The organism is Arthrobacter zhaoxinii, assembly GCF_024385505.1.
Taxonomy (GTDB): domain Bacteria; phylum Actinomycetota; class Actinomycetes; order Actinomycetales; family Micrococcaceae; genus Arthrobacter_B; species Arthrobacter_B zhaoxinii.
On the sequence record NZ_JANFLT010000002.1, the window covers coordinates 274125 to 290974 of the forward strand.

16 protein-coding genes are annotated in these 16850 nt (G+C 66.6%); 7 read left to right on the top strand and 9 right to left on the bottom strand.

Going from position 1 to position 16850, the window contains the following annotated elements; genetic code table 11:
* Positions 1–71 precede the first annotated feature (71 nt).
* Positions 72–1670 carry a malate synthase A gene (aceB, locus tag NNX37_RS04840; RefSeq protein WP_255791172.1) on the top strand — a complete coding sequence of 533 codons (1599 nt, stop codon included), beginning with the start codon at positions 72–74 and terminating at the stop codon, positions 1668–1670.
* On the opposite strand, the gene NNX37_RS04845 is transcribed toward aceB, so the two are convergent.
* Positions 1667–2683, bottom strand: a complete 1017-nt coding sequence (locus tag NNX37_RS04845) for an alpha/beta hydrolase (RefSeq protein ID WP_255791173.1) — start codon at positions 2681–2683, stop codon at positions 1667–1669. The genes aceB and NNX37_RS04845 overlap by 4 nt on opposite strands.
* A complete protein-coding gene (locus NNX37_RS04850) occupies positions 2680–3825 on the bottom strand; it encodes an alcohol dehydrogenase catalytic domain-containing protein (RefSeq protein WP_255791174.1) in 1146 nt (381 codons plus the stop codon). The genes NNX37_RS04845 and NNX37_RS04850 overlap by 4 nt, the downstream gene beginning before the upstream one ends.
* 159 nt (positions 3826–3984) lie before the next feature.
* On the opposite strand from NNX37_RS04850, the gene NNX37_RS04855 reads away from it, so the two are divergent.
* Positions 3985–4413, top strand: a complete 429-nt coding sequence (locus NNX37_RS04855; protein ID WP_255791175.1) for a helix-turn-helix domain-containing protein — start codon at positions 3985–3987, stop codon at positions 4411–4413.
* 81 nt (positions 4414–4494) lie between these two features.
* Positions 4495–5613, top strand: a complete 1119-nt coding sequence (ald, locus tag NNX37_RS04860; RefSeq protein ID WP_255791176.1) for an alanine dehydrogenase — start codon at positions 4495–4497, stop codon at positions 5611–5613.
* A gap of 54 nt (positions 5614–5667) precedes the next feature.
* Here ald and NNX37_RS04865 read toward each other — a convergent pair whose 3' ends face one another.
* The gene (locus tag NNX37_RS04865; protein ID WP_255791177.1) at positions 5668–6975 is read right to left on the bottom strand and encodes an MFS transporter; all 1308 of its coding nucleotides are present in this window, start codon (positions 6973–6975) and stop codon (positions 5668–5670) included.
* A gap of 333 nt (positions 6976–7308) precedes the next feature.
* Between NNX37_RS04865 and NNX37_RS04870 the strand changes: the two genes are divergently transcribed.
* Positions 7309–7773: a hypothetical protein gene (locus NNX37_RS04870; protein WP_255791178.1), complete on the top strand. Its 465-nt coding sequence runs from the start codon at positions 7309–7311 to the stop codon at positions 7771–7773.
* 2 nt (positions 7774–7775) lie between these two features.
* Here NNX37_RS04870 and NNX37_RS04875 read toward each other — a convergent pair whose 3' ends face one another.
* Entirely contained in the window at positions 7776–8372 is a 597-nt protein-coding gene (locus tag NNX37_RS04875) for a TetR/AcrR family transcriptional regulator (protein ID WP_255791179.1), read from the bottom strand.
* Positions 8373–8483: 111 nt separating this feature from the next.
* Here NNX37_RS04875 and NNX37_RS04880 point away from each other — a divergent pair, with 111 nt between their 5' ends.
* Positions 8484–9044: an NAD(P)H-dependent oxidoreductase gene (locus NNX37_RS04880; RefSeq protein WP_255791516.1), complete on the top strand. Its 561-nt coding sequence runs from the start codon at positions 8484–8486 to the stop codon at positions 9042–9044.
* 69 nt (positions 9045–9113) lie between these two features.
* Here NNX37_RS04880 and NNX37_RS04885 read toward each other — a convergent pair whose 3' ends face one another.
* Together NNX37_RS04885 and NNX37_RS04890 are read right to left on the bottom strand one after the other, a co-directional pair.
* Positions 9114–9302, bottom strand: a complete 189-nt coding sequence (locus tag NNX37_RS04885; protein ID WP_255791180.1) for a hypothetical protein — start codon at positions 9300–9302, stop codon at positions 9114–9116.
* A gap of 30 nt (positions 9303–9332) precedes the next feature.
* Positions 9333–10292, bottom strand: a complete 960-nt coding sequence (locus NNX37_RS04890; protein ID WP_255791181.1) for a lantibiotic dehydratase C-terminal domain-containing protein — start codon at positions 10290–10292, stop codon at positions 9333–9335.
* Between the two features lie 463 nt (positions 10293–10755).
* On the opposite strand from NNX37_RS04890, the gene NNX37_RS04895 reads away from it, so the two are divergent.
* Positions 10756–11724 carry a helix-turn-helix transcriptional regulator gene (locus NNX37_RS04895; RefSeq protein ID WP_255791182.1) on the top strand — a complete coding sequence of 323 codons (969 nt, stop codon included), beginning with the start codon at positions 10756–10758 and terminating at the stop codon, positions 11722–11724.
* Positions 11725–11793: 69 nt separating this feature from the next.
* Complete coding sequence (locus NNX37_RS04900) at positions 11794–13089, top strand: aminotransferase-like domain-containing protein (protein WP_255791183.1); 1296 nt, start codon at positions 11794–11796, stop codon at positions 13087–13089.
* A 6-nt stretch (positions 13090–13095) separates the two neighbouring features.
* On the opposite strand, the gene NNX37_RS04905 is transcribed toward NNX37_RS04900, so the two are convergent.
* From NNX37_RS04905 to pdhA, 3 genes are read right to left on the bottom strand one after another with little or no spacing between them, the layout of a single operon-like run.
* Positions 13096–14580: a dihydrolipoamide acetyltransferase family protein gene (locus NNX37_RS04905; protein ID WP_255791184.1), complete on the bottom strand. Its 1485-nt coding sequence runs from the start codon at positions 14578–14580 to the stop codon at positions 13096–13098.
* A 46-nt stretch (positions 14581–14626) separates the two neighbouring features.
* A complete protein-coding gene (locus NNX37_RS04910; protein ID WP_255791185.1) occupies positions 14627–15604 on the bottom strand; it encodes an alpha-ketoacid dehydrogenase subunit beta in 978 nt (325 codons plus the stop codon).
* Complete coding sequence (gene pdhA, locus NNX37_RS04915; RefSeq protein ID WP_407079920.1) at positions 15601–16827, bottom strand: pyruvate dehydrogenase (acetyl-transferring) E1 component subunit alpha; 1227 nt, start codon at positions 16825–16827, stop codon at positions 15601–15603. Before pdhA ends, NNX37_RS04910 begins: the two co-directional genes overlap by 4 nt.
* Between the last annotated feature and the right edge of the window lie 23 nt (positions 16828–16850).

Sequence of the window (16850 nt, forward strand, 5' to 3'; positions counted from 1 at the left end):
CAATAATATCCACGATACGGAAGAAGTTGCCGACGTCACGTTGTCACGGCATTGCCACAGGGAGACCCATTATGGCCATTGAAGTAACCGACTCCTCACCCGCCGAAGGTGCGGAACACATCCTGACCCCCGAGGCGCTGGAATTCATTGAAGAACTCCACCGCCGCTTCCGAAGCATCCGGGATGAGCGCCTTGCCGCCCGTTCCGTCCGGCGTCAGGAAGCCGCCACCACCGGCAGGCTGGATTTCCTGCCCGAGACTGCCGACATCCGCAGCGGGCAGTGGACGGTCGCCGAGGCGCCCGCCGCGCTGCAGGACCGCCGCGTGGAAATGACCGGCCCGGCCTCCCCCGCCAAGATGGCCATCAACGCCCTGAACTCCGGCGCCAAGGTCTGGCTGGCGGACCTTGAAGACGCCTGCACCCCCACCTGGCACAACGTGGTGGATTCCCAGGTGAACCTCTACCGCGCGGCCCGCGGCGACCTGTCCTTCACCTCGCCCGAGGGCAAGGAGTACGCACTGCGCACCGATGCGCCCCTCGCCGTCGTCGTTATGCGTCCGCGCGGCTGGCACCTGCCGGAAAAGCACGTGCTGATCGACGGCGAACCCGCCGTGGGCGCACTGGTGGATTTCGGTCTGCACTTCTTCGCCAACGCCCGGCAACTGCTGGACAACGGGCAGGGACCGTACTACTACCTGCCCAAGATGGAAAGCCATCTGGAGGCCCGCCTCTGGAACGATGTCTTCACCTTCTCCGAGGAGTATGTCGGCGTGCCGCAGGGCAGCGTCCGCGCCACCGTCCTGATCGAGACCATCCCGGCCGCCTTCGAAATGGAGGAGATCCTCTACGAGCTGCGCGACCATGCCTCCGGCCTGAACGCCGGACGCTGGGATTACCTGTTCAGCATGATCAAGGTCTTCCGTGACGCGGGGAAGGCCTATCTGCTGCCGGACCGGGCCGACGTCTCAATGACCGCGCCCTTTATGCGCGCCTACACCGAACTGCTCGTGAAGACCTGCCACCGCCGCGGGGCCTTTGCCATGGGCGGCATGGCGGCATTCATCCCCAACCGCCGGGAACCGGAAATCACGGCGAGCGCCCTGGAGAAGGTAAAAGCGGACAAAACCCGCGAAGCCGGCGACGGTTTTGACGGTTCCTGGGTGGCCCACCCGGATCTGGTGCCGGTCTGCCGGGAGGTCTTCGACGGCGTGCTCGGCGACAAGCCGAACCAGGTGGACCGCCAGCGCGAGGACGTCGACGTGACCGCCACGGACCTGCTGGATGTCAGCACGGCGGAAGGCTCCATTACCGAGGCCGGGCTCCGGTCCAACCTTTATGTCGCCGTCAATTACGTTGCCGTCTGGCTCTCCGGCAACGGAGCAGTCGCCATCCGGAACCTGATGGAGGACGCCGCCACGGCCGAGATTTCCCGCTCGCAGGTCTGGCAGCAGGTGCGCAACAACGTGGTGCTGGAGGATACCGGCGAGACGGTCACCGAGGAATTGGTCAGCCGGATCCTGGCCGAAGAAACGGAACGGCTGCGCGGGGAAGTCTCGGAGGAAATGTTCACGGGCTACTTCGAGCCGGCCAGCCGCATCATCGGGGAAATCAGCCTGTCTCCGGACTACACGGACTTCCTGACTCTTCCGGCCTACGAGCTGATCGACTAGCCCTCCGGCAGGCGGGCCTTGCCGAAGTGCGGCAGGGCCCGCAGGTAACCGCTCCCCCAGCGGGTCATTGCGTTGTACGCCCGGGCCCGAACCGCCGGTGCGGACAGGAACACGTCGTGCATGGCGTCCGGGATCCGGTCCACGCTCACGGTGGGGCCCAGCGAGAGCGAGCGGTGAGCCACCACGTTGACGTCCAGCACGACGTCGGAGCGCGCCGCATCCTCCGACCAGCGCGGATGCAGGTAGCTGTTGTCCGACAGCAGCACCAGGACGGGCAGCTGCAGCTGCAGTCCCGCGGCGACCGTTGCCTGGGCGGAGAACACTGCATGCAGGAAAGCGACCGTGACCGGGAACCCCCGCACGGGACGCCATTCGGTGTCGTACTGCCATTCCCCGCCGAACGCCGCAGACACCGTCCGGGTGTAGATTCCGGGGTCAACCGGCGGCAGCGGCCTGCGGGGATGGTGCTGTGCTTCCAGGCTGACCAGCGGGGAAATGACACGGCGGGCCAGTTCCGTGGCCTGGAATTCCAGCCAGGGGCTGTTCAGGATCAGGGCTGCGGCCCGGCCCGGGTTGCGGTGCGCCCAGACTGCCAGTGTCAGTCCGCCGGTGGAGTGCCCGAGCAGGATCAGCGGCCGCGTGTCTGCGGCATTTTGCCCCATAGCCTCCAGTGCGGCTTCCAGATCGGCGTCGTAGTCGCTGAGGTCCCGGACATATCCGGGTTCCTCCCCCGGGCGCAGGCTCCGCCCGTAGTTGTGCAGGTCGACGGCGAAGAACCGGGCTCCCTGCCCGGCCCAGTAGCGTGCCAGTTCGGTCTGGAAGAAATAGTCGGACCAGCCGTGCACATAAAGAACATCCGCCGTTGGGCCGGGCGTTGGCCCGGACGGCGGATCCGACGGCGTGTAGCGGACCAGGGTGGCAACCCTGCCGCCGGGCAGGTCCAGGGTCAGCTGGTCGAATCCCTCGCCCAGGATGTCCGGTTCCCACCGGCGCCGGGTGCGCGGTCTGCTCATACGGAACCGCCGTCCGGCTCGAAGCGGATGACCTGGCGGATGGCCTGGCCGTCCGCCAAAGTATCCATGGCTGCGTTGATGTCCTCCAGGGCAATGGTGGAGGAGACCAGTTCCTCCACCGGCAGCTTCCCTTCCCGCCACAGCTGCGCATAGACGGGGATGTCGCGGGACGGAACGGCGGATCCGAGGTAGCTGCCGATGATGGTCCGCGCCTCAGCGGTAAGAGTCAGCGGCGCAATTTCGGAGGTCTGGTCCGGGGCGGGCAGCCCGACAGTGACGGTGGTGCCGCCGGGAGCGGTGATCCGTACAGCCGTTTCGAAGGCGCGGGGATGCCCGGCGGCTTCGATGACCAGGGCGGGGCGGATGCCGGCGTCGAGCGCCTCCTGCGGAGTGTAGACCGCGTCCGCTCCGAGTTCCCGGGCGCGGGCCAGCTTCCCGGGCAGCGCGTCGATGCCGATCACGCTGTGCACGTCCAGGGACAGTGCCGTCAGCAGCGCCGCCATGCCGACGCCGCCCAGCCCGACAACCGCGACGTCGTCGTCCTTGCCCGGACGGGCCGGGTTCAGCACCGCGCCTCCTCCGGTCAGCACCGCGCAGCCCAGCAGGGCCGCCACCTCCGGCGGGACGTCGTCCTCCACCGGGACCACGGACTTCCGGTTGACCACGGCGTGGGTGGCGAAACCGGAGACGCCGAGATGGTGCCGCACTTCTTCGCCGCCTGCACCGTGCAGCCGCATGCCGCCGCCGAGCAGCGTGCCGGCGTTGTTGGCCGCGGACCCGGGAATGCACGGCATTTTGCCCTCGGTCCGGCAGCCTGCGCATTCGCCGCAGCGGGGCAGGAAGGCCATCACTACCCGCTGCCCGACGGCGAGGTCCTCCACCCCTTTCCCCAGCTCCTCCACCTTGCCGGCCGCTTCGTGCCCGAGCAGCATGGGCAGCGGCCTTCTGCGGCTCCCGTTCACTACCGACAGGTCCGAATGGCACAGGCTTGCGGCCTCGATGCGCACCAGAATTTCGCCCGGTCCCGGCGGCTGAAGCTGAAGGTCCCGGACCACCACCGGCCGGGACTGCGCGTAGGGACGCGGAGCGCCGATGGTCTGCAGGACCGCGCCGCGGATGGACCTGGTGCTGTCGGTGCCCATGAACTCTCCTTTGAGTATTCGCCGAACCGGATTCCGGCGCCCCTTTTCAACACAACAGCCCTATTCCACCACGCCTGTTCCGCACCGTCCCCGGTTTCGTCCGGACCAACACGGTGCCGGTGGCTGCCCAGCCGCCATTCCTTTGGCAGGATTAGGAGCATGAGGAACAGTTCCAGGACCGTACCGGCACTGCCGGACAAAGACACCCTTGCGCTGAAGCGCGCGCTGGCCGCCGGGGACGTCACCGTCTTCGTGGACGGCACCGCCCTGCGCCTGCCTGAGGCCGCCCGGGATGCGGTGCTGGACCTGCTGTCCCGCCTCGCGGAGGGCAACCCGGTGACCGTGTCCTCCGAGCCGTCCGTGCCGGCCGATCCGCCGTTCCCCGCAGGACCGGTGCCGCTTCTGACCACCTCCCAGGCAGCCGCGGCCGCCGGCATCTCGCACACCTATCTGCGGAACCTGACGGATGCCGGCATCATCCCGGTCCAGTACCGGGGTTCGCACCGCCGCATCCGGATGGAAGACATCCAGTCCTGGCTCGAATCCCAGCAGGCCGCGAAAGCAGCCAAAGCGGCGGAGGAAGCCTGACCTTAAGTCCGGCGGGGGGATCTATGCTGGGGCTGTGTCGGCGGACACCCCGCCGGCTGAACCTACTGACGGAGCAATACTGTGATCATCGGTATCCCCAAGGAAATCAAGAACAATGAATTCCGCGTAGCAATTACGGCTTCGGGCGTGCACGAACTGCGCGCCCATGGGCACCAGGTGCTGGTACAGAGCGGTGCCGGCACCGGCTCGAACATCACCGACGCGGAATACGCCGCTGCCGGAGCGCAGATCCTGGACTCAGCCGACGACGTCTGGTCCCGGGCCGCTATGGTCCTCAAGGTCAAGGAGCCCATCGCATCCGAATACCGGTATTTCCGGCCCGGCCTGATTCTCTTCACGTACCTGCACCTGGCTGCGGAGCCGGAACTGACCGCCGCCCTGCTGGACAGCAGCGTCACCGCGATTGCCTATGAAACAGTGCAGCGCGGCCGCGCCCTCCCGCTGCTGGCACCCATGTCCGAAGTGGCCGGACGGCTTTCGGTCCAGGTGGGGGCGCAGTCCCTGATGGCTCCCGCCGGCGGCCCCGGGCTGCTGCTGGGCGGCGTGCCGGGGGTGCGGTCCGCGAAGGTAGTGGTGCTCGGAGCCGGCGTGGCCGGAACCAATGCCGCCGCCGCCGCCGTCGGCGCCCACGCCGACGTCACGGTCCTGGACATCAATATCGACCGGCTGCGGGAACTCGATGAGCTGTACGCGGGCCGGATTAAGACCGTGGCCTCCAATTCCTTCGAGATCGAACGGGCCATCGTGGACGCTGACCTCGTCATCGGCTCGGTGCTGATTCCCGGCGCCCGGGCTCCCAAGCTGGTGACCAATGACATGGTTTCGCGGATGAAGCCGGGAAGCGTCCTGGTGGACATTGCCGTGGACCAGGGCGGCTGCTTCGAAGACAGCCATCCCACTACGCACGAGGATCCCACCTTCCGTGTGCACGGGTCGCTGTACTACTGCGTGGCCAACATGCCGGGAGCGGTCCCCAACACGTCCACCTACGCGTTGACGAACGTGACGCTGCCGTACGCGGTGGCGCTGGCCAGCCTCGGCGTGGCGGGCGCCTTCGAGAAGTACCCGGACCTCGCCCACGGCCTCAACATCGCCGGCGGCCGTGTCACCCATTCCTCGGTCTCTGCCGCCCACGGTTTGGAACTGGCCTCGGACTGGCCGGACCTGGTGGCTTCCTAGCGGTTCGGCAGCCGCCGCCCGGTCCGCCGCTTTCCGCGGCGGACCGGGTGGCGCCTAATGGGCCGGGGCCGGGGCCGGTTCCTTGGAGGCGGATCCGCGCAGGACCGGCTGGCCCAGCAGCGAGATAATGACCGCACCCAGGGCCATCGGAATAACGAACAGGAAGTAGAGATCGCCGGCCGTCCAGCCGCCGTCGATCAGCGCTCCGGCCAGGATCGGGGAGATGATGGCACCCACGCGCCCCATCCCGATCACCAGTCCCAGGGCGGTGCCGCGGACCTCGCTGGAGTAGTAGGTCGGGCTGATCGCCAGCATGCCGGCGATTGGTGCGTTCGAGCCGAAGCCCACCAGCGCCGCCGCGAACAGGGCCCAGCCGAGTGGGCCGGTGGTCGAGTTGGCAAACACCACGAAGGTCGCGGCACCGATGACAAAGAACACGGCCAGGACCTTGCGCATGGGGAAGCGGGCACCGAACAGGCCCAGCAGGACGCCGCCGATAATGGCGCCGACGCTGAAGAGCACTCCGGCGTTGATGCCGTCCTGGGCGGTGAACCCGCTGGCGGTAATAAGTCTCGGAGTCCAGGAATTCGCGAAGTAGAAGCTCGCCATCAGCACAAAGTAGGCCAGCGCCAGCAGGATGGTGCGGCGGGCGTTGTAGCCGGTCAGGATGTCGGCGAAACGGGACTTGCGCTGATCCGCGGCCACGGTGTCGGGAAGGACATCCACCGCGGGCTGCCGAATGGCTCGCAGGCTGTGGTTGACGCGGGCCAGGGCGTTGGCCGGACGCCGCACCAGCAGATAGTCCACCGATTCCGGGAACACCTTCATCACCAGCGGGATCATCAGGAAGGTGACGACGGCGCCGAACAGGAAAGCCGAACGCCAGCCGTACTGGCTGATCAGAACGCCGCTGATCAGGCCGCCCAGGACTCCGCCGATCGGTTGTCCGATGCTGACGATGGACAGGGCAGTGGAGCGGCGCTTGGCGTTGGAGAACTCGGACGCGAACACGCTGATGGTGGACTGCAGCGTTCCAATCGCGATACCCGTGAGGAAGCGCAGGATCACGAGGACGGCGTAGCTGGGGGCGAAAAAGGAGGCCAGCATGCCGGCGGCGACAATGCAGACGCCGATCAGCACTGTTTTCTGACGACCGATGATGTCGGAGACCGTCGAAACAAAAATGGATCCGACTGCCATTCCCACCAGCGCGGCACTGAGCAGGTAGCCCAGCTGCGCTCCCGTCAGGCCCCATTCCTCGACGACATGGCTGGCGCTGAAGGCCATGACCAGGACGTCGAAGCCGTCGATCATATAAAGGGCGGTGCAGATGGCGATAATCGCCACCTGCCGCGGGCTCATCCGTGAATCTTCTATCCGGTCCTTGATTTGCACCAAACAAAGCTAGCTGAGAATTACGTCACAGAACATTCCGTGTCGCAGGATCGGGGCATCATGACGGACCGGCCGGTCGGTTTAACCGCGTTGGGGGCCCTCCGATCCCGTTTGTTCCGCGGGGAAACGCCGCACTAAGATAACCAATGGTCAAGACGGGGCCGCTTACCCAGCCGCACCTTCTTAACATTTCGAGGAACCTGTGCCGTCTTGCCACGTCTGCGACAGCGACACCCTGTCTCTCACCAGCGCCCCGGAGATCCCGGTCCTGCTCCGTACCCACGCCGCGGGGACAGCCGCGTGACTCCGGAGCGGGAAGAAACGCCTCCGGTTCCAGCCGCCGCCTCCGAACCCGGTTCCGCGCCGGGATACCTTCCGCGCCTGCTTTCCGCGGCCGCCTATGTGTCGCTGCTTGCCTCCGACAGGACCCTGGAGCGATTCGGCCTGAACCGGAACAGCTTCGGAGTGCTGGAGCGCCTTGCCTCGGAGGCAGCCACGGAAGGCGTGCTCGCCGAGGCGACCGGCCAGCCGCCGGCAGCCGTTCAGCGGGACCTGGCGGATCTGCGGTCCTCCGGATATGCGCTGCCGGACGAATCGGGGGCGTGGTCGGTGACCGATGCCGGCCGCAGGGCCATCGAATGCGCCCATCTGGCCTCTGCGGAAGCGTCCCTGGATAAGGAAGACAGCCGGGAGCTGCGGCAGGCACTGCATTCCCTCATCGCCTCGCTTCGACTCGAACGGCCGGACGGTGAGTCCCGGCCCTGAGCTCAGGGACTCCCGTGCCGGGTCACCGCATCCACAAGTTCTTGCCAGCCCTTCTCCAGTCGGAGCAGGCTCATTCCTTCTTCGCCGTGCAGGTGGAGAAGCAGTCCGGCGTCAAGGAAGGCCGTCAGCTGATAGGCGGCGAGTTCCGGATCCGGTACCGGGCCGGCCAGCCGGAGCAGCCCTGCGAGGTGCCGGCGTGCGAGGCTCCGGGACGGGTGCTGATAGCGCGTCCCGGGGTCGACGTCGGCCGCCCGGGCCAGCTCGCCGGTGACCTTCAGCGCCGCCAGCCGGGCCAGGCCGAAGGCATGGAGACGGTCCCTGGCCGGAGCCCCCGGTCCCAGCGGCGGCGGACCGAGCAGGTAAGCCGTCTGGAAACCCCGCTCGGCATGGTCCAGGAGCGCCTGCATGAGGCCCGCACGGGAGCCGAAGCGGCGGAACACCGTCCCCTTGCCCACGCGGGCACGGCTGGCAAGATCATCCATCGTCAAGGCGTCGGCACCGCGGGCTGCAACGAGTTCCAACGCGGCTTCGAGCAGGCGGTTGCGGTTCCGGGCGGCGTCTACCCGGATGCCTGTCTGTGATGGTCCTCTCCCGCCCATGCGGGCCAGTGTAGTGCCCTCGGGAATAAAATCGGACTGTAGTCCGCTTAAGCCATGAAGAAGAATCCGTGCTCGTGTCCGTAACCCGGCACGGCCAAGACAGGAGTTTCAATTTTGAGCACCACCATCCTGACCCTCGTCGGCAGCCTCCGCGCCGGTTCCATCAACCGCCAGCTCGCTGAAGCCGCTGCCGCCGGCGCTCCGGAAGGCGTCGAGGTGAAGCTCTTCGAGGGGCTGGGCGAGATTCCGTTCTACAACGAGGACATTGATGTGGAAGGGCTCGTCCCCGAAGCCGCCCAGGCCCTGCGGAACGCAGCTGCTGCGTCCGACGGTCTGCTGCTGATCAGCCCCGAATACAACGGCACCATGCCGGCTGTCCTGAAGAACGCCATCGACTGGCTGTCCCGTCCCTTCGGCGCCGGTGCCATCTCCGGCATGCCGACCGCCGTCATCGGCTCTGCCTTCGGCCAGTACGGCGGCGTCTGGGCCCAGGACGACGCACGTAAGTCGGCCGGTATTGCCGGGGCCCGCGTCGTTGAGGAAGTGCGCCTGGCCATCGGCGGTTCCGTGACGCGCTACGACGGAATCCACCCGCAGGATGATCCGGATACCGTTGCCCAGCTCGGGGAGGCCATCCGCGTTCTCGCGGATGCATCCGTCTCCGTAGCCTAGGCACGCACAGACACACAGGAGAGGGACGAACCGTCAGCGGTCCGTCCCTCTCCCGTTACAGCGGACCGTCTAGAACCAGACCTCGTCGGCCCACGCCGCATCCCGGAGATATTCCCGGGCCGGGCCGACGTTCCACGCTTCTCCGTTGGACGCCAGGACCCCGCTGTTCTTCAGGTCGGCAAGGACGTCCTCGGAGCATCCGAGGACCGACCCCAGCTCCTGGGAGTCCGCCACCACTACTTCTTCATGATCGGCCACCGGATGGGCCCCCTTCCCATTTATGCGCGGTCAGCGCTTATCGAGCAGAACCGACTCGCGTTCCGGACTCCATGTGCGTGCGTACAGTCCCATGGCCGCTTCTTCGCGCAGGCTCAGGCCAAGCCGGTTCAGAAGCATGTGGGCCTGGTAGACCGTTAGGTGCTGGGCGCTTCGGCTCAGCCGGGCTTTGTCCGCCCGGTACAGGTACGTGTCGATTCCGCGGAACCAGCGGCGGCGCCAGTTCTCGACGGCGGATTCGGCCGCCGTCGCTGCCATGAGGCGGTGCGTCGGCATGACCTTTGCGCCAATCTGGACCGTCATGGCCTGCCGGACGCCGGCTGCACGGGGACCGAACCCTGCGGTGCAGCTGCGCAGGTGGCTGTCCCAGTAATAGTCCCAGGAGAGCCTGCGGCGGTCCGGCCAGGCTGATGCCCGCGGACCCTTCATCATGCTCCGGGCTGCGTCAAACAGCAGAAGCGAACCGAGTGCCCAGCGGTTCTGGACTTTGGGGAAGCGTGCGGTGGCCCAGCTGGCCAGATCCGAGGAGAGTTCAAAAACCTCCTCCGCGAGGGAGAGACCCTCCACACCGCCGTATTTGGCGAGGTCTGCTTCAACACGGGGATCCTGCGGCTCGCTGCCCCCGGGGCTGAGCCGGTCCGTGGCCGGCTCGCTGAACTGTTGGCTTGTTTCCAGGTGGCCGATGACGCCGCTGGACTGTTCCTGCAGTGCAACAAGCAACGACTGCAGCCTGTCGAGGGTGTTCATATTGGCCAGTATGCGGAGCTTTACGTGTGCGTGGGCCGGTTCCGAGCAGCGGGTGAAATACCAGCGCTGCGCTCCAAGGACCTGGGCCTGAGCCGCCAGCGGGGTAACCAGTTCTCCGATGACGCCGTCCGCTACATCAAAGCCCCCGGTATGAATGGAGAGCGACCACCAATGAGTGCCGGGTTGCGTCCGTGAGGCTGGTCGAACTGCAGCTAGCTGGCTCATAGGTGTCTTTCCCCTCGGGGTCTGGTTACCGCCGGCTGGCGGCCTGGAATTGTTCCAGTTACGGGTGGTTTGCCCTGTACGGGCCTTCGGTTAGAACCAGTCCCAGCTCTTCATGATCGCTATCCCCCTTGGGTCTTAGGCTGTTGCTCAGCCGGCGCCTTGATTGACTCCGAAAGCTTCCCCCGCCGTTGCACGGCCTGTAAATACCCTCCGCTGCCCGGTTCCTGACATGTCCGGATGTGGACCCGCAAAAGTGTCATGTCCGGGCCGCAGGAGGCGCAGGGTGCAGGCTTTCGGCGACAGGCGCATCGGATTGCCGCCGGTGTCATTAACCGGCCATGTCCTGCATTCCAAAGTGTGTTGCCGTCATAAAACACTTTCGCCACACCCGGACCGCAATCCGCGCCCACTGGGTAGGGTAGCTGTGGGGGCTCCTGCTAACGCTGTCGAGAAAGGATTCGCCGTGCTGTCTCAGGTTTCGCTCGACGTCTACCGCTTTGCCGTAAGCCGTCCGGGATGGACGGCCGAGGAGGCTTCCGAAGCCCTGGGGTACACCAGCCGGGCGATCGACACTGCCATCACCGAGCTGACGGCACGCTGCCTCCTGCTGAAGCAGGCCGCCGACTGCCCCAGCTACACGGCCGTGTCCCCCGACGTGGCCCTCGCGGAACTGGTTGATCCGGACGAACGGGCTCTGTTGGAACTGCGCGGCAGGATCAATGCCCGCCGCAGGGAGATGGCCTCGCTGACGCCCGCCTACGTTGAGGCACGCAAGCGCCTTGCCGCCGATTCATCGGTAGAGGTGGTTGAGGATCAGGAGAAAGTCCAGCGGGTCCTGATTGAGTACGGCCGCAGCGCCACCGACCGCGTCCTGATTGCCCGTCCCGGGCAGGGCGCCAATGCCGACATTCATGAAGAAAGCGTGGAGAAGGATCTGGACCTGCTGCGCAGCGGAGTGCGGCGGCAGACGCTCTACCACGCCAGCACCCGGGACCATGTGCCCACCCGCAAGGCGGTGGAAATCATTACCGAAGCCGGAGGGCAGTTCCGCACCCTTCCCTACATGCCCCTGCGGACCCTCATTTTCGATGACAAAGTGGCAGTGGTGGCCCGCGACCTGCATCCCGGCGATGTGGCCGGGCTGGTGGTGCGGGATCCCAACCTGATCCGGATTTTCGGCCTGCTCTTCGAGTTCGCGTGGGGCCTGGCGGAACCGTTCCTGACGGACAATCCGGGCCGGGAGGACCTCACCAGCACGCAGCGGGCGGTATTCACGGCGCTGGCGTCCGGGTATTCGGATGAGGCGATTGCCCGCCGGGTGGGGATCAGCGTGCGCACCTGCCGCCGCCACATCGCCTGGATGCTGGAAGAGCTGGGTGCGGAGAGCCGCTTCCAGGCCGGGATCAAAGCGCACAAGGCCGGCTGGATCTAGGCCCTGCGGCAACCCTGTGTACTAAACAGCCGTTGCCTGACAGTCAACCGAGCGGGTTAGCATGGGGGCATGACCCGCGAGGACTTCTCCGATGCCGTAGAACTGCCCGTCGACACCATGGCCGCGCTGGAGCGTGCCGCCGGTTCCCACCGCCACGAGGTGCTGTTCTCCAACCGCGCCTTCCACATCAAGCAGTCGGCGGTGCGCGATGTCTTCGATATTTCCATCCGCCCCGGCCTGATCTCCCTGGCCGGCGGCAGCCCCTACCTGCACTCCCTCCCCCTGGAAGAACTGGGCCGGACCGCCCAGCGGATCATCGCCGACCACGGGCTGGAGGCGCTGCAGTACGGCGGCGGACAGGGCATGGAAGAACTGCGCAGGCAGGCCTGCGAGGTGATGGCGGCGGAGGGGATTCTCGACGCCGATCCGGCGGACATCGTCATCACCACAGGCTCACAGTCTGCACAGGACGTCGCGGCCAAGGTTTTCTGCGATCCCGGAGACGTCATCCTCTGCGAGGACCCCACCTACGTAGGGGCACTGAATGCCTTCGAAGCCTACGAGGTCGACGTGCGCACCGTGCCGATGGACGACGGCGGCCTCGTTCCGGACGCGCTCGAACAGCGGATCCGCGAGCTGCGGGCAGAGGGGAAGACCATCAAGCTGCTCTACACCATCCCCAGTTTCAACAACCCCAGCGGTGTCACCCTGACCGCCGGGCGCCGGCAGGCCGTAGTGGAGATCTGTCGGCGGAACAACATCCTGATCCTCGAGGACAATCCGTACGGCCTCCTCCGGTTCGACGGCGAACCGCTGGCTCCGATGCGCGCCGGGAACCCCCAGGACGTCCTGTACCTGGGCTCGTTCTCCAAGATTTTCGCTCCCGGGGTCCGGCTCGGCTGGGCGCTGGTCCCCCGCCACCTCTACCGGCGTTTCTACCTCGCCTGCGAGGCCGTTGTCCTCTGCCCCTCCCCCTTGACCCAGATGCTGGTCTCGGCGTACCTGCGCGAATACGACTGGATGGGCCACGTGCGCAGTTCCCGCACCCTCTACGCCGAGCGCTGCTCGTCGATGCTGGCTGCACTGGAGGCACAGATGCCCGAGGGTGTTTCGTGGACCCGTCCGGACGGCGGGTTCTTCATCTGGGTGACGCTGCCCGAGGGCGTGGACACCTATCCCCTGCTGTATGAAGCCATCGACGCCGGGACGGTCTTCATTCCCGGCGCGGCCTTCACGCCCGGCGAGGGGCCCTCGAACAAGCTGCGCCTGGCCTTCAGCGCAGTTTCCCCCGAGGACATTACCGAAGGCGTACGCCGCCTGGCGCCCATCCTGAGGGCCGCCGTCGACGCCGCAAAGGTCCGCTGAGGTTCCTTAGCCCAGCAGCAGTGCGGGTTCTTCCAGGATCGCCGCAACGTCGGCCATAAAGCGGGCCGAGAGGTCGCCGTCGACCACGCGGTGGTCGAAGGAGCCGCCCAGGGTGGTGATCCAGCGCGGCACCACCTCGCCGTCGACCACCCAGGGCTTTTGCTTGATGGTTCCAAACGCCACAATGGCCACTTCCCCGGGGTTGATGATCGGGGTGCCCGTATCGATGCCGAGGGACCCGATGTTGGTGACGGTCAGGGTGCCGCCCCGCATGTCGGCCGGCGGTGTCCTGCCTTCCCGCGCCGTTGCCGCAAGGGTGTTGAGCGCAATCGCAAGTTCCTTCAGTGAAAGCTCCTGCGCCTCCTTGATATTGGGCACCATCAGCCCGCGCGGCGTGGCTGCTGCAATACCGAGATTCATGAAGTGCTTGACCAGGATCTCGTCGCCCGCCCAGGTGGCGTTTACGGACGGGTTGCGTGCGGCAGCCCAGATGACGGCTTTCGCCAGGATCAGCAGCGGCGAGACCCGGATACCCTCAAAGTCCTTCGACGCCTTCAACCGCCGAACGAACTCCATGGTCCGGGACGCATCCACGTCCACGAAAATGCTGACATGGGGTGCGCTGAACGCGCTTTCCACCATTGCTTTCGCCGTGGCTCGCCGTACTCCCTTGACAGGAATGCGTTCAATCCGTGAATCATCCGCTCCGGGGCCGGGTGACCAGAACTCGCCGGCCGACTCACGCTCTGCCTCACGCTGGGCCTGGTAACTCATCAGGTCCTGTTTGGTGACCTCGCCGCTGACGCCCGTGGCGGTGACGTCCGCCAGGTTGATACCCAGGTCCTTTGCGGCCTTGCGTACCGGCGGCTTGGCCAGCACGCGCTGGATCAGCCGGTTGACCCGGTCCTGGACTGCTGCGGTGCCGGACGGCGCCGGGATTTCGGACGGGGCGGGGATATGGGCCTGGGGGGCTGCCGGAGCGGGGGCCGGGGCCGGATCCGCTGCCGGAACGGGCCTGGCCTCCGCCGGAGTCACGGGCGAAGGCGTACCGGAAGCCGAGGGACGGCGGGGGCGGCGGCGCACCGCGTCGGGCTTCGGGCCGGCACCCGTCAGGGAGGCGCGCGGAGCTTCTGCCGCAGGCGCGGGTTCCTTCATTGCAGGGGCGGGTGCCTGGGGTGCCGCCGGAACGGTCTCCGGTGCGGCAGCTTCGGTGCTTACTTCCGGCGTCGGCGTCGTGGATCCGGCACCGCTGTCGACCGTCACGCTGATGATGGGCGTGCCGACGTCGACCGTTTCGCCTTCCGCAACCATGAGGGCAGAAACCGTGCCGGCGTACGGTGAGGGCAGCTCCACCAGGGACTTGGCGGTTTCGATCTCCACGATCACGTCATTGACGGCAACGGTGTCCCCCGGGGAGACCTTCCACTGCACGATATCGGCTTCGGTAAGGCCTTCGCCCACGTCCGGCAGGCGGAATGTCTTTTCAGTCATGGCAACTCGTTCTCGATTATCGGCTGTGGGCGGGCGGACAGGCTCATCAGTACGCGAAGGACCGGTCCAGCGCCTCAAGGAGGCGGTCGATGTCCGGCAGGTAGTGCTCTTCGACCTTCGCCACCGGATACGGCATGTGGAATCCGCCGACGCGCAGTACCGGGGCCTCAAGGGACAGGAAGGCGCGTTCGGCCACCCGTGCGGCAATTTCGCCGCCGATTCCGCCGAAGGTCGGTGCCTCGTGGGTGACGATCAGCCGTCCGGTTTTGCGCACGGACTCGGTCACGGTGTCGAAGTCGATGGGGGAAATGGACCGCAGATCCACCACCTCCACGGACCGTCCGTCTTCCTCCGCGGCGGCGGCGGCGGCCAGGGCAACGGGGACCAGCGGCCCGTACGCCACGATGGTGGCGTCGGTTCCTTCGCGGACAATATGCGCAGAGAACGGGTCCGAAGTGGGCGCAGTGGTGTCGACGTCGCCCTTGAGCCAGTAGCGGCGCTTGGGTTCAAAGACGATAACCGGGTCCTTGCAGGCCACGGCCTGCTGGATCATCCAGTAGGCGTCCTGCGGGTTCGACGGCGTGATGATGCGCAGGCCTGCGGTATGGGCGAAGAGTGCTTCGGGTGATTCCGAGTGGTGCTCAATGGAGCCGATGCCGCCGCCGTAGGGGATGCGGATGACCACGGGTGCGCTGAGCGTACCTTCGCTGCGGGAGTGCATTTTCGCCAGCTGGGTGGTGATCTGGTTGAAGCCCGGGAAAACGAACCCGTCGAACTGGATTTCGCAGACGGGCAGGTAGCCGCGCAGGGCCAGGCCGATGGCCGTGCCGATGATTCCGGATTCGGCCAGCGGGGTGTCCATAACGCGGTCTGCGCCGAAGTCCGCTTTCAGGCCTTCGGTGACGCGGTAGACGCCGCCGAGGGAACCGATGTCCTCGCCCATCAGCAGCGAGTTGGGGTGCGATTCGAGGGCTGCGCGCAGGCCGGCGTTGATGGCCTTGGCCATGGTCATGGTGGTGCTCATGCGTTGTGCTCCCGGGAGGCGGGGTCGGAGGTGGCGGGGTTGGCGTCGTCGTCGGCGCCGGCGAATCCGGCTTCGTACCGGCGGTGCTCATCCAGTTCCTCGCGGATCAGCGGGTGGGCCTCGGCGTACACATCGGCGAAGGCGTCCTCGAAGCCCGGGGCTTCCATCTGCTGGACGTTTTCACGGAGCCGGACCGCCATGGTGCGGCCTTCCTCGCGGAGCTCTTCGAAGAAGGCGTCGTCGGCCAGCCCCTGGCTGCGCAGGTACTTTTCCATCCGCAGCAGCGGGTCCCGGTCCAGCCAGGCTTCCTCATCAGCGCTGAGGCGGTACTTGGTGGGGTCGTCCGCCGTCGTATGTGCGCTCATCCGGTAGGTGAAGGCCTCGATGAGGACAGGACCTCCGCCCGAGCGGGCGTGTTCCAGCGCCCAGCGGGTGACCGCATGGACGGCCAGGACGTCGTTGCCGTCCACCCGGACTCCGGGGAAGCCGTAGCCCTGCGCCCTGTTGGCCAGCGGGATCCGTGACTGGACTTCGGTCGGAACGGAAATGGCCCAGTGGTTGTTTTGGCAGAAGAAGACCACCGGTGCGTTGTAGGACGCGGCGAAGACCATGCCCTCGTGCACGTCGCCTTCGGAGCTCGCGCCGTCGCCGAAGTACGCCACCGTGGCGGCTTCGGGCAGCATGGGATCCACCAGCCGGTCGCGGGCCATTCCCATGGCGTAACCGACGGCGTGCGGCACCTGCGCGGCCAGTACAAGCGTGTAGAGGTGGAAGTTTGCCTCCCGGGGATCCCAGCCGCCGTGGGAGATGCCGCGGAAGCGCCGAAGCAGGTGGGCAAGTTCCAGGCCGCGGGTGTACGCGACGCCGTGCTCCCGGTAGGTGGGGAAAACGTAGTCCTGAGGCATCAGGGCACGGCCGGAACCGATCTGCGCGCCTTCCTGGCCGGTGAGCGGAACCCACATCACGAGTTCACCCTGCCGCTGAAGCGCAGTGGCCTCTTCGTCGAACCGGCGGACCAGGAACATGTCCCGGTAGAACCCGCGGAGTTCGTCGGGGGTCAGGTCCTGGACGTAGCTGCTGTAGGTGTCGTCCTGCAGGAGCTCCCCGTCGATGGTTAGCAGCTGAACCATATCCGGGACAGGGTTCTCCTCGGGAGCACCCATGAGGGATTGCTCGAGTCCGGCCGAGTCGAACTCACTGGCCGGCAAGTGTCCTACGTCCATGCCTACTCCTCGCCTGGACAGCC

Excerpts from the sequence above, each read along its gene's own strand:
- pdhA (WP_407079920.1), bottom strand. The coding sequence starts at position 16,827 with ATGGACGTAGGACACTTGCCGGCCAGTGAGTTCGACTCGGCCGGACTC.
- NNX37_RS04850 (WP_255791174.1), bottom strand. The coding sequence starts at position 3,825 with ATGGGCACCGACAGCACCAGGTCCATCCGCGGCGCGGTCCTGCAGACC.
- NNX37_RS04900 (WP_255791183.1), top strand. The coding sequence starts at position 11,794 with ATGACCCGCGAGGACTTCTCCGATGCCGTAGAACTGCCCGTCGACACC.
- NNX37_RS04905 (WP_255791184.1), bottom strand. The coding sequence starts at position 14,580 with ATGACTGAAAAGACATTCCGCCTGCCGGACGTGGGCGAAGGCCTTACC.
- NNX37_RS04890 (WP_255791181.1), bottom strand. The coding sequence starts at position 10,292 with ATGAGCCAGCTAGCTGCAGTTCGACCAGCCTCACGGACGCAACCCGGC.
- NNX37_RS04855 (WP_255791175.1), top strand. The coding sequence starts at position 3,985 with ATGAGGAACAGTTCCAGGACCGTACCGGCACTGCCGGACAAAGACACC.
- NNX37_RS04875 (WP_255791179.1), bottom strand. The coding sequence starts at position 8,372 with ATGGGCGGGAGAGGACCATCACAGACAGGCATCCGGGTAGACGCCGCC.
- aceB (WP_255791172.1), top strand. The coding sequence starts at position 72 with ATGGCCATTGAAGTAACCGACTCCTCACCCGCCGAAGGTGCGGAACAC.
- NNX37_RS04910 (WP_255791185.1), bottom strand. The coding sequence starts at position 15,604 with ATGAGCACCACCATGACCATGGCCAAGGCCATCAACGCCGGCCTGCGC.
- NNX37_RS04845 (WP_255791173.1), bottom strand. The coding sequence starts at position 2,683 with ATGAGCAGACCGCGCACCCGGCGCCGGTGGGAACCGGACATCCTGGGC.
- NNX37_RS04865 (WP_255791177.1), bottom strand. The coding sequence starts at position 6,975 with ATGAGCCCGCGGCAGGTGGCGATTATCGCCATCTGCACCGCCCTTTAT.